The following is an 11,788-nucleotide window of genomic DNA, read 5'->3' as shown; positions in this document are numbered from 1 at the left end:
GGCTCACCCCCAGATGTCCGCCCCGATCAACATCGCCAGTTTGAGCGCCAGGTGGTCCTTGACCTCCTGCGGCTGCCGGCTGTGCAGAACGCCCCACAACTGGGCGTCCCTGCACAGGTCTGCGGCAAGGTGCGGCCTGTCCGCATCGATCTCGAATTGTGGTGTCTGGGGCGCGTCTCCTTCCATCGCTGTTGCTCCTTCTCTGCTCGGTGACACGGCAGAGAATGGAGAAACCAGATGCGTAATGCTTGGCCCAAGACGGACCAACGTTGGTCCTTTTCAGACACAAGGAGGGCCACGATGAGCGCGGCCGTCCGCCCGATACGGGCTTCCTTGCTCGACGTCATTGCGCGCGAGTTCAAGCCGTACCGGTTTGCTCAAGAGATGCTGGCCCGCGCGTCGAACAAGACGCCCCGGACCGCGAAGAATTGGCTCTCAGGATCAAGCGCGCCCGACATCGAGGCGCTGATTGAGCTGATGGCCTCCTGCAACTCCATTGCGGACGAGGTTGAACGCCTCGTCGCAGAGCGCCGCAAGGCGCGTGAGGACACACAATGCCCTGGTTCACCCTTAAGCTAGGCCGGTTTGGGTTCGGCCATCACGCGGGGCCGCCGCCGTCATACCGGTTCGCGTGGCTGCGCATTCTCTGGCGCGACTGGGATTCCTGGTCCGCCTGGGCGGAGGCCGAGATGGCTCGGTATCAGCGGGCTCTCAATGCTGCCCGTGAGGAGCTTCGGAAATGAGCGAGCGCCCGATTTCAGATGCGCAATCAATCGTCAGTGATGCGGTCGAACTGGCTGGCGGCCAGCATGCCCTCGCCCGCGAGCTTCGCATCAGCCAGTCCGACATTTCCCAGGCCGTGAACAACGGTCGCACAGACTCACGCAACCGAGTGCTGAATGCGCTCGGATATGTCGTGGTTGAAACGATCCGCCCGATGAAAGGCCAGAACCGATGACAGACATGACAGGCCACAACTCTGACGCCGCTGTGGGCGGCATCGCCGCGGATCGTCTGCGCTCTATCATCGAGCGGGTGGAGCGCCTCGAAGAGGAGCGCAAGGCCCTGCAGGGCGACATTAAGGATATCTTCTCCGAAGCCAAGTCCGCGGGCTTCGACGTGAAGGTCATCAAGCAGATCATCCGGATCCGGAAGCAGGAACCCGCCGACGTGGAAGAGCAGGAAACGTTGCTCGACGTCTACCGCCGTGCGCTTGGGATGTAACGACATGAGCAACGAAGAGGATAGGCTCCATACCCACATCTGGCGCGCCTTGCAGATCCTGCTACCTGACGACGTCGTGGCATGGAGCAATGAGAACCGACGCAACGGGCAGCGTGAAGGCGCGCGGCGGAAGGCACGCGGATGTATCGCTGGCGTGCCGGACATGCAGTTCACGCACGCAGGCCGCACGCTCTACGTCGAGATCAAGACACCTACGGGCAGCGTTTCAAAGGAACAGCGGGCGCTGCACAAGCGCCTCAAGTCCACAGGTGCGCCTGTCGCCGTCTGCCGGTGTCTGGATGACGTGATCGGCTTCCTGTCCCGTGAGGGCATTTCTTTGCGTGGGGAGGTGATGGCCTGATGGCACGCATTCGCAGCATTCACCCAGGCCTTTGGACGGACGAAGCATTCGCCACGCTGTCCATGGCCGCTCGTGTCCTCATTATGGGGATCTGGAATCACGCTGATGACGGAGGCGGTTTCGAGTGGAAGCCCCTCACCCTCAAGATGCGGATCTTTCCTGCTGATAATGTCGATGTGTCCGCTCTGCTCGAAGAGTTGTCCAATAGCAATATCGTACTGGAATACGACGAGGACGGTAAAAGGTTCGGAGCAGTACGTAATTTCGGCAAATGGCAGCGAGCACAGAAACCGGATCGGTTCTGTCCCATGCCGCCGGAAGTACGCGAATATGCAGGAACGGTACACGTTCTGAGCAAGGAAGAACGCAAGAAAAACGATACTGCTACAGGATCAGAAGCCACGGAAGCGGTCGAGAACAGCGACCAGTCGCGTACTGGTATCGTACCGGTAGAGGATTTCGAAAACAGAAGGGAAGAAGGTAGGAAGGTAAGAAAGGAAGAAGGTAATTCCTCTTCGCTTCGCTCAGAGGGAGAGCGCGTGGACGCGCCGCCCGCTCCCGCACCGAAATCGGAAAAGCCGAAACGGGCCTCCCGCCTTCCTGCCGACTGGCAGCCGACCCCCGAGCAAATCCAGTTCGCCGAAGCCAACCAGGTCGATCCGGTCCGAACGGCCGAGGTGTTCCGCGACTACTGGCTCGGCGTGCCTGGAGCCAAGGGCTGCAAGGCCGACTGGGACGCGACGTGGCGGAACTGGGTTCGGCGTGAGGACGGGATGCGGCCACCAGCCGTCCCGAGCAAGGCGCAGCAACGGGCCGACAATGCGACCGCATGGAAATCCGGCGTGATGCTGGAGGGGTACTGACCATGGCAGAAATCGCAAAACTCAACCGGGGAACGGTCGCCAAGGCTGCCGGCTACGTCCCTGCAAGCGGCGACCTCAGGGCTCTGATCTCGGCAAAGCGCGAAGGGTATCTCTGGCGGTCCGACCTGACGCCTGATCGCCTTGCCGCGGTCCGTCGGCAGCTTGCCATGGCCGAAGCCGCAGCAAACCCGCCGCCGTTCGAGGGGATCAAGACCTGGCTGGCCAAGCTCGCAACGTTGGTGTCGAACGCTCCCGTTCCGTCTGGCGAAATCTGCGCGGTTTTTGCCGAGGTCTGCGCTGACATCCCGGATGGCGCATGGACGCCGGAAACCCGGATTGCATGGACACGCCAGTCTGATCGCAACGGCTATCCCGTCGGTTCCCGCTGGCCGGCACCGGGCGAACTGCACGCGCATCTCCGGCCCTATGCCGAGCAGATCCGGTCCGAGGTCACTGGCCTGCGGGAGATCCTCGCCATGGCCGAAAAGCCGAGTGAGCCGGAACGCAAGCGGCCCGATGCTTCGGAACTGGCTCGTGCTGGGGCTCTAGCCGATGCCGTGATCCGCGAGCTGAAGGCTGCAATGGGTGAAGGGATTAACCCATGACCGAACAATCCAACACCTGGCCCGACTGCATCGGCGAACACGCGGCCGGACTGGCCAAGCCGAGGAACTGGGCGGCGGCGTGTGCAGCCACTCAGGCCCGCCATGGATGCGATATCGGCACTCACGGTCGCGCCTTGCTCGCAGACATGCGCGGAGAGGTGCCACCGTTGGCCGCTGAGTGCGGTGTGGAATGTCAGACGATAGATGATGGGGCGAAAATGTCTGGAGGCAATGGCGATGCCTCTACGGCTTTGTTCGAGAATTGTGGAACAATAAATACCGAGGGTGATCTCGGGTTGAGTGGGGAGTGATAGGGATGACCGGCAACAAGGTGTGGACTGCTGATGATTGGCGGGCTTTCCGCCAGTCAGAGAAAACTATCGCGCAAGAGGATCTTGTGTCGCCTGAGACGGAGCGCGGCATGAAGGCGGCGGATGGGTTCATCTTGACCGCTATGCGCTTCAGTGCCGAGCAATTCGGAGAGAACGTTACTGAGGCGACGTTGCTGCGATTAATGCGTCGGACACTCGTGGATATTCGAACCATTCCCGTATTGCGGCAATACCTGCGCGGAATGGCCGAACGGTCTCTGGTTTCTCAGGCAGGATATGGGCGGTGGGAGGCTGTTTGATGGGTATTTTTCAAGGGGCGTGGTGGCTGAACCCTTGGTCCGAAGTGCAGCGGTTGCGGGAATCCTGTTTCGCTCTGAACCGAAATTGGTGCGATGCGCTGGCGACGTTGGAGGAGCGGGAGCGGGATGTCGCTGATCTGAGGAAGCGGGTCCGGGAACTGGAGAATGAGCCATGGCCGTTCTGAAATCGCTTGTACCGATAGCAATAGTTCGGGTATGATCGAGCAATGCCAGAAGCCCTGAAATCCCGCGTCGGACTCGGCGACACGATCCGCCAGTTTTCGACACCGAAGACGGTCCGAAAAACGGCATTCATTCCAGCAAAGGCAGAGGATAATTCTCCAACGCCCGAGCGGATGGCGAAGGGGGATTATGAATGGCAGGGCAAGAAGCGGATCAAGCTGAATACCGTAAACGCCCTGCATATGGCTGGCGATATCGACGGTGATGCAGTCACGGCCGCGAAATGGTGGATCTGTGACTATGTCTTCGCAAATCACGGATATCTGGACATCCTGAGTGACGTTCTGCCCTCCGATTACGTGAAGGGCGATGTCCATACGTTCGCCATTTCGCGTGGAAATGCTGCCGAGCGGATTGGCATGATCCGTGATCGCCTTGGGCTTTGTGCCCATATCCGGCTGGAAATGATGCTGGCGCGTGAGTTGTCTTTCTCGGCGATGGCTGAAGCGCTTGTCCCCGACAAGTCAGCACATGGGCGGCGCATCGTTTCCGGGCAGTGCGCGCTGGTTCTGGAGCAGCTTTGCGGGGCTTATTCGGGGGTTCGCAAGGAAATCCGTGACAGGATCGAGCGGAATAAAGCGCTTGTACTTGGACCCAGCGCCTGATACGGTTGGACAACACTGAAGAATTGCGCCTGTAGCGCAAGTTTCATCCCGGACAATCAGCCATGGCTCAAGCCACACTCACAACTGGTGATGTGGTGAAGTGGCGTGGTTCGCTGCATGTGATTGCGGAAATACAATCAGGCAACGCAGCACTGTGTCCCGTTCTCTCGACGCGGACCGTCCGGCATCGCGCGGATATCCTGATCGAATTTCCTGACACTCTGCATCTCGGCTTGGTCGATGGCGCGCTAATCCGGTGCAAACCCTTCGTGTTCCACAATGCCTGCAAGCTGACGAAAGACGGCTCGCTTTCCCCTGCCCTTCTTTGCCGCATGCGGCGCGCGATTGAACGCGAAATGGATGCGAGGCGCGTTGAAGCAGGCGTGGCCAAGTATCTGGTGAGGTAGTTATGGCGAGGAAGAAGGCGGAAGTTATTCCGGCTCGTCCTAAAAGAGCGCCGCCTACTCCCATCACTCCTGAAGTCTGGGATGAGGTTCTGGACCTGATCGAGCAGGGACATACGATCCGCGACATCTCTGCCATGGCTCACATGCCGGACTGGACGACAATCCGGCGATACATCAGGGCTGATGTTGAACACAGCACACAATACGCCCGCGCGCGCGAGGTCGCTGCTGATGCTTATGAGGCAGAAATCCTGAGCGAAGCGCGATCGGCAGATCCTGTGACGGCCGCTGCTGCCCGGGTCAAAATTGACGCTCTCAAATGGGTGATGAGCAAGCGAGCCCCGAAGGTATACGGCGACAAGATCACGCAGGAACACACCGGCGCTGACGGCGGCCCGCTGGAGTTTACAGAAATTCGACGGGTAGTCGTGGACGTGCCCAAGAAGGATTGAGCATGACGAAAGCGCTGGAGATCCCCACAGCGCGCGTCTTCTTGCCTCTCCTGAAGCCGAACCGGTATAAAGGCGCATATGGCGGCCGAGGGTCTGGCAAGTCGCACTTCTTTGGCGGCCTGACCGTCGAAGAGCATCTGGCGATACCGGGCCACCGAACGGTCTGCATCCGCGAAATCCAGAAATCGATTGCGCGATCATCCAAGCAGTTGATCGTGGACAAGATCAACCAGTTCAACCTGAACCGGCATTTCGATGTTCAGGACCAGGTCATCAAGACACCGGGCGATGGCCTGATCGTCTTTCAGGGTTTGCAGAACCACACAGCGGACAGCATCAAGTCACTCGAAGGCTTTGACCGCGCGTGGATCGAGGAAGCCCAGTCGATCAGCTCTTACTCGTGGCGAATGCTGCGACCGACACTGCGTAAGCCTGGCTCTGAAATCTGGGCATCATGGAACCCTGCGTCCTCTGATGATCCGATTGACGAATTCTTCCGCGGTGAAGGCTCTGACCGCGCCGATCTAACGGCTGTGCGGGCCAACTGGTCGGACAATCCGTGGTTCGGTGATGGCACGCTACCAACCGAGCGTGAGGAAGATCAGAGGGCGCGACCGGACGAGTATGACCACGTCTGGGAGGGTGATTACGTCACCATCTCGGACGCGGTAATCTTCCGTAAGCGGGTCACGATCGATGATTTCGAGACGCCAGAGGATGCTCGGTTTTTCTACGGGTTGGACTGGGGCTTCTCGCAGGATCCAACAGCGATTGTCCGGTGCTTCATCCGTGACGAGGTGCTGTACGTCGATTACGAGGCAGGTGGAACGGGCATCCATCTGGATGAGCTGCCTGCCGTGCTGGATGAGATCCCCGGAACGCGGCGCTGGCCTATCAAGGCAGATTGCGCGTCTCCCCAGAACATCAGCTTCATGGCGACCCGCTACCGCTACAACATGACGCCGGCCAAGAAGTGGCCGGGAAGCGTCGAAGATGGCATCGACCGGCTGAAGGCGTTCAAGCGCATCATTGTCCACCGTCGCTGCCCCCGCATCGCTGAAGAGTTCCGGAAATACGCCTTCAAGGTCGATCCCAAGACTGAGGAAGTGCTGCCGGTCATTGTGGATGCCTGGAATCACTGGATCGATGCACTGCGCTACGCCCTGGACGGCATCATCCAGAACCGCAGATCTATGCCGTCCTTCGCCGGCTACAAATCAAGGACACGTTGATGAAACACTGGTTCAGCCGCAACCGGGAGCGCAAGCCGTTGCCCGAGCGGCGCGAGCCTGTGCTGTCACGCTCCGATCGGCGCCTGAACTTGCGCTCGTTCCGCGGGCATGGCGCGGAAGGGATGCAGGTTGATCCGCGTGAGGCGTTTGACCCGTACAAGCCGCCTGTAGGCGTTCGCGGCTCTGCTCCTGATGCGCTCGCAATGGACAGCGGCAGCCTCGAAGCGGTCGCTGACATGGGTGGATGGGCTGCGACCGCCGCTCCTGTTCTGCGTGACTATTTCGAGGACGGTCTGGCCTTTCTCGGATACCCTCAACTGGCCCAGATGGCGCAGCGGGCCGAGTTCCGCAAGCCGTGCGAAGTGATCGCGCGTGAAGCCGTTCGCGAATGGATCGAGTTCCGATCCGACAAGCAGGGCGGCGACACGGAAGAGAACGAGGAAGCTGCGAAGCGTATCCAAGAGGTCGAGCGCGAGTTCGACCGTCTGAATGTGCGACGGGTCATGCAGCGGCATGTTCTGCACGGCCTGACGTTTGGGCTCGGCCATATCTGGATCGGCATCAAAGGCGCGGCTCTCACCACGGAAGCGCAGTCAAAGCCGCTCGTGATCGGCAAGAATGGCATGGCAAAAGGCTCACTGGAGCGCCTTGCTAATATCGAGCCGATCTGGACCACACCGAACAGCTACAACGCGAACAACCCGCTGGCACCAAACTTCTACAAGCCGGACAACTGGTGGGTTCTCGGCACGATGGTGGACAGTTCCCGCCTGCTGACCACGATCCCCTACCCTGTCAGCCAGATCCTGGCGCCGGCGTTCAACTTCGGAGGCCAGTCGCTCACACAGCTGCTGCGCGCCTACGTCCACAACTATCTGGCCACGCGCAACAGCACGGCCACCATCGTCCGCAACTTCTCCAAGCTGGTCCTGAAAACGGACATGACGGGGAATATGCAGACGGATATGGGGCCGGGTATGGACGCCCAGCCCATGCCTTACGGCGATGTGGATATGGCCTCGGTGCAGGGCCGTGCTGCCTACATGCAGGACGTGTCCGAAGGTCAGGGCACGATTGTCGTGGACAAGGAGCGCGAGGACGCTTCGATCATCGCCACGCCATTATCTGGACTGGATGCCCTGCAGGCGCAATCGATGGAAGCGCAGGCTGCCATTCCAGGCATCCCGCTTGTGAAGCTGTTCGGCATCCAGCCGACCGGTCTGAACGCCTCATCCGATGGCGAAATCCGTGTCTTCTACGACGAGATTTCCGCCTTTCAGGAAGCGAACATCCGCCCTTCTCTCCAGCGTATCTTCGAAGCAGTCCAGATTCATCTCTGGGGTGAAATAGACGAAAGCTTGTCCTTCAACTTCGTCCCGCTCTGGCAGATGGACGAGAAGCAGCTCGCGGAGATCGAGAAGATCAAGGCCGACCTCATGGCTGTGCTTTCCACGGCAGGCATTGTCTCGCCGGAAGAGTGCCGCGAGCGTGAGGCGACCGACGATCACTCCATCTTCAAGGGTGTGGATCTGACCGGTCCTCCGCCTGAGCCGCCCGAGCCCGAGCAGATGCCTGACATGGAAAGCCTGCTGAAGCGTGGTGAGGAAAGTGACGATTGACCCAGCTCCGTTGCACATCTGCAACCGGCAAGGCCCTCAAGCCTATCCGGGCCAGTGCCGCGCTTGAGGCAGCCTATTACCGGGACCTGATGCGCCTCGTCCGGGAAATGGACGACAGTCTGACCTACTGGCTGACGGCCAACTACCGGAAGCATGAAGCCACCATCGCACAGGACAGCGTAGCGGACGAGCTTCAGAAGGTCATGAACAAGCTGACCGCACGGTGGCGTGGGCTGTTTGATGACCGGGCGCTCGACATTGCGAAACGTCAATCCAAGCGTTGGCAGGGCTATGCTGATACATCTCTGATGGACAAGCTGAAGCAGGCCGGTTTTGCGGTGAGGTTCCGGCCGTCGAAAGCCATGACCAACACGATCAATGGGGCGGTGAACGAAAACGTCACGCTTATCAAATCGATTGCGGACCACCACCTGACGGAAGTCTCACAGATGGTCCAGCGATCAGCGATGGCCGGGCGCGACCTATCCACGCTGACGGCAGACCTCAAAGAGCGGTACGGCATCACACAACGCCGCGCTGCCTTCATCGCACGGGACCAGAACAACAAGGCGACTTCCTTCATCACACGGACCCGTCAGATTGATCTGGGGCTGACCGAGGCGATCTGGTGCCATTCAAGCGCCGGCAAGCATCCACGCCCTAAGCACGTTGAGGCAGGCCGGAAACGGCTTCGGTATGACATCCGCAAGGGCGCGGACGTGGATGGGGACGGCAGACTTATCTTCCCCGGGGAAGAACCGAACTGCCGTTGCACGTCGCAGGTGATTATTCCGGGGTTTGATACCTGAAATGACAGACACAATCATGGCCCTGGACCGGTCGGTGCGACGCATCGACGCGGACGGGCACCTGCACGTTGAGCGTTGCGTGCTCAGTGCGGCTGTAGTCTCGCCCTATTACGGGCGGGAGATCAATGGTGCAGAGCGTCTGGGACTGAATCCGGACGAGATCTACTGGATGTATCGGGACGCCGATGCCTTGCGGGAAGCCGCATCGAGCATGAACGGCAAGCCCCTGATCGAGATCCACCAACCCGTCAGCGCGGACGATCATCCGCGCGAGATCACGGTCGGCAGCGTCAACAACGCCACGTTCCAGGCTCCTGACCTGATTGGCGAGCTTGCGATCTGGGATGGCGACGCCATCAAACGAATTCAGGATGGGTCCAAGCGGTGCGTTTCTGCTGGATACGCCTATGAAACCGTCCCTGAAAACGGTGAGATCAACGGTCAGCCCTACACGCTGAAAATGGTCAATATCCGCTTCAACCACCTTGCCCTGGTGGAAGAGCCCCGCGTGAAAACCGCCATTATCGGCGATAGCGCGCCCCCCAACATCATGAAGGAAACGAGCATGGCTGCCCACAAGCCCATGTCTGCTGCGGCGAAGGTTGCAGCCGCTCTCAAGTCCGGCCGTCTCGCCATGGATGCGTCCGAGGAAGACGTCAAGAAGTGCATGGATGAGGACGAAACCGAGGACGACGACAAGAAGAAGGCCGAGGACGAGTCTGACGACGACAAGGACGCCAAGAAGGCGGAAGACGCCAAGGCCTCCGATGAGGACGATGACGACGATCAGGCCGCCGACGAAGACGATGACGACAAGAAAAAGGACGAGGAGAAGAAGGGCATGGATGCTGCTTCTGTCTCGCGCCTGATCGAGGCCGCCGTCTCCAAGGAGCGCCGCCGCAACAAGTTGGCGCAGGACGCGCGCGAGGCTGTTCGGCCTCTCGTCGGTGACGTGATCGGCATGGACAGCGCAGGCGACATCTACCGCTACGCACTCAAGCAGATCGGACAGGACGCCGCCAGCGTCCACGAAAGCGCCCTGCCCGCTCTCGTCAGCATGGCGATCAACGCCAAGCGTCCCGAGCGTCCGGCCCGTCTCGCGGCTGACAGCGCCATCGACAGTGATTCCCCTCTGGCGGGCGCCTCTGCTCGCCGCAAAGCGTAAGGAGCGGCCCCGATGGGTTTCCCTTCCAAGATCAATTACACCTGGGCCAAGGGCTTTCCGGGCGGCATCGCTTCGGCAAACCCGCGCCGCTCCGCCATCCCGGGGCCTATGGGCTTCATCGCCGGTGGTGCTGGCGTCACGGTTGGCGCGTTCGGCTGGGTACAGGCTGACGGCATGACCGTCCTGAACAAGCCGATCGCCTCCGAAGCCCCGACCGGCTTCGTTCTTCGCGACCAGACGGCCTTGATTACCGCTTATCTTGCCGAGAGCACGATGCTGCTGCCGAGCGGCTTCAATGTTCAGCTCATGACGGGCGGCGATTACTTCGCCGTCGCGACCACGACTGCAACGCCGGGTCAGGCCGTCTATGCCTCCACGACGGACGGCACTCTGGCGACAGGCGCAGCGGGCGGGACGGTGCCTGACGGGCATGTCGCAACTGGCTTCATCGTGACCCAGGGCGGCACGACTGGCTCCACCATCATTATTTCCGGTGCAGTTGCGCCGATTGCCGGGAGCAACGAATAAATGGCTTCGTTTCAGAAAGACGCGCCCCGCCTTGCGCAGGACTGGGGCATCAACCTCCCGGGCGTGACACATTACGTTGGCGAGCGCGGGAACGCATATGACGCGGCGCCGGCCTTCGGCGCGGTCACGGCCCCGAACAGTGGTATCCCGGCCGTCATCAACACGATGGTCGATCCGCAGCTGATCCGTCAGCTTGTCACGCCGACCAAGTCCGAAGAGATCTACGGTTCCCAGAAGAAGGGCGACCGCGCGATCAAGACGGTCATGTTCCCGGTCATTGAGGCGTCCGGCTATGCCGTGGCCTACGGCGACTACGAGCAGGCCGGCGACAGCTCGGCAAACGCCAACTGGGTCAACCGCCAGTCCTTCACCTTCCAGACCTGGGCCAAGTATGGCGATCTGGAATCTGAGATGATGGGTATGGGCAGCATCGACTGGGTGGCCGAGCAGCGCACGGCTGGCGCGTCTGTGCTCGAAAAGCAGCAGAACCTGCTGAACCTGTTCGGCATCAGCGGTCTCGAGAACTATGGCGCCTTGAACGATCCGGCACTTCCGGCTGCGATCACGGCATCCGTGAAGACCGGAACTGCAACGTCGTGGAGCAGCACCAGCGATCCGAACCTGATTTATCCGGACATCGTGACTCTGTTCGCCGCGCTGAACAAGGCGATGATGGGCAACATCACCAATCAGACACGCCTGAAGTTGGTCCTCCCGTCTGAACTTTCGCAGGTGATGGCCTACACCAATCAGTTTGGGATCACCCTTGAGGACATGCTGAAGAAGGCATGGCCGAACATGGAGATCGTCTTCCTGCCCGAAGCTGGCGTCACCATGTCGGGCGGCTATACCAGTGCCAACGTCATGCAGATGTTTGTGCCGGAGGTCGATGGTGTCGAGACCGTCACGACGGCGTTTACCGAACGCCTGACCATGCACCGCCTGGAGCAGTATTCCACCAACGCGCGCCAGAAGATGTCGCGTGGCGGCTGGGGCACGATCTGGAAGCGTCCCATGGCTGTTGCCCAGATGGTGGGGATCTAA

17 protein-coding genes are annotated in these 11,788 nt (G+C 60.3%); 16 read left to right on the top strand and 1 reads right to left on the bottom strand.

All coding sequences use genetic code 11. From position 1 onward, the window contains the following. Positions 1–3 precede the first annotated feature (3 nt). Positions 4–186, bottom strand: a complete 183-nt coding sequence (locus HKD24_RS03030) for a hypothetical protein (protein WP_194258969.1) — start codon at positions 184–186, stop codon at positions 4–6. 114 nt (positions 187–300) lie between these two features. On the opposite strand from HKD24_RS03030, the gene HKD24_RS03025 reads away from it, so the two are divergent. From HKD24_RS03025 to HKD24_RS02950, 16 genes are all read left to right on the top strand, one after another. After that, positions 301–579 carry a helix-turn-helix domain-containing protein gene (locus HKD24_RS03025; protein WP_194258968.1) on the top strand — a complete coding sequence of 93 codons (279 nt, stop codon included), beginning with the start codon at positions 301–303 and terminating at the stop codon, positions 577–579. A gap of 160 nt (positions 580–739) precedes the next feature. Then, a complete protein-coding gene (locus tag HKD24_RS03020; RefSeq protein WP_194258967.1) occupies positions 740–958 on the top strand; it encodes a helix-turn-helix domain-containing protein in 219 nt (72 codons plus the stop codon). Beyond that, positions 955–1,224 (top strand): DUF2312 domain-containing protein, encoded by a 270-nt coding sequence (locus HKD24_RS03015; protein ID WP_194258966.1) that lies wholly within the window; start codon positions 955–957, stop codon positions 1,222–1,224. The genes HKD24_RS03020 and HKD24_RS03015 overlap by 4 nt, the downstream gene beginning before the upstream one ends. A 4-nt stretch (positions 1,225–1,228) precedes the next feature. Beyond that, entirely contained in the window at positions 1,229–1,585 is a 357-nt protein-coding gene (locus HKD24_RS03010; protein ID WP_194258965.1) for a VRR-NUC domain-containing protein, read from the top strand. Continuing rightward, a complete protein-coding gene (locus HKD24_RS03005) occupies positions 1,585–2,448 on the top strand; it encodes a hypothetical protein (RefSeq protein ID WP_194258964.1) in 864 nt (287 codons plus the stop codon). The genes HKD24_RS03010 and HKD24_RS03005 overlap by 1 nt, the downstream gene beginning before the upstream one ends. 2 nt (positions 2,449–2,450) lie before the next feature. Continuing rightward, positions 2,451–3,053 carry a hypothetical protein gene (locus HKD24_RS03000; RefSeq protein WP_194258963.1) on the top strand — a complete coding sequence of 201 codons (603 nt, stop codon included), beginning with the start codon at positions 2,451–2,453 and terminating at the stop codon, positions 3,051–3,053. A gap of 316 nt (positions 3,054–3,369) precedes the next feature. Next, positions 3,370–3,684 carry a hypothetical protein gene (locus HKD24_RS02995; RefSeq protein WP_194258962.1) on the top strand — a complete coding sequence of 105 codons (315 nt, stop codon included), beginning with the start codon at positions 3,370–3,372 and terminating at the stop codon, positions 3,682–3,684. Between the two features lie 227 nt (positions 3,685–3,911). Continuing rightward, complete coding sequence (locus tag HKD24_RS02990) at positions 3,912–4,532, top strand: hypothetical protein (protein WP_194258961.1); 621 nt, start codon at positions 3,912–3,914, stop codon at positions 4,530–4,532. Between the two features lie 62 nt (positions 4,533–4,594). Continuing rightward, a complete protein-coding gene (locus HKD24_RS02985; protein WP_194258960.1) occupies positions 4,595–4,939 on the top strand; it encodes a hypothetical protein in 345 nt (114 codons plus the stop codon). Between the two features lie 2 nt (positions 4,940–4,941). Beyond that, a complete protein-coding gene (locus HKD24_RS02980) occupies positions 4,942–5,391 on the top strand; it encodes a terminase small subunit-like protein (protein ID WP_194258959.1) in 450 nt (149 codons plus the stop codon). Between the two features lie 2 nt (positions 5,392–5,393). Next, positions 5,394–6,623, top strand: a complete 1,230-nt coding sequence (locus HKD24_RS02975; RefSeq protein ID WP_194258958.1) for a PBSX family phage terminase large subunit — start codon at positions 5,394–5,396, stop codon at positions 6,621–6,623. Then, positions 6,623–8,242, top strand: coding sequence for a phage portal protein (locus HKD24_RS02970; RefSeq protein WP_194258957.1), 1,620 nt, complete (start codon positions 6,623–6,625; stop codon positions 8,240–8,242). Before HKD24_RS02975 ends, HKD24_RS02970 begins: the two co-directional genes overlap by 1 nt. Further along, positions 8,239–9,051, top strand: a complete 813-nt coding sequence (locus HKD24_RS02965) for a phage head morphogenesis protein (protein WP_228124130.1) — start codon at positions 8,239–8,241, stop codon at positions 9,049–9,051. Before HKD24_RS02970 ends, HKD24_RS02965 begins: the two co-directional genes overlap by 4 nt. Before the next feature lies 1 nt (position 9,052). Beyond that, positions 9,053–10,216 (top strand): DUF2213 domain-containing protein, encoded by a 1,164-nt coding sequence (locus HKD24_RS02960; RefSeq protein ID WP_194258956.1) that lies wholly within the window; start codon positions 9,053–9,055, stop codon positions 10,214–10,216. A 12-nt stretch (positions 10,217–10,228) separates the two neighbouring features. Continuing rightward, positions 10,229–10,744, top strand: coding sequence for a structural cement protein Gp24 (locus tag HKD24_RS02955; protein WP_194258955.1), 516 nt, complete (start codon positions 10,229–10,231; stop codon positions 10,742–10,744). Continuing rightward, the gene (locus HKD24_RS02950; RefSeq protein WP_194258954.1) at positions 10,745–11,788 is read left to right on the top strand and encodes a DUF2184 domain-containing protein; all 1,044 of its coding nucleotides are present in this window, start codon (positions 10,745–10,747) and stop codon (positions 11,786–11,788) included. It abuts the gene before it with no gap.

This window comes from Gluconobacter vitians, from assembly GCF_015244565.1.
GTDB classification, from domain to species: domain Bacteria; phylum Pseudomonadota; class Alphaproteobacteria; order Acetobacterales; family Acetobacteraceae; genus Gluconobacter; species Gluconobacter vitians.
This window is presented reverse-complemented; position numbering and strand designations above follow the sequence as displayed.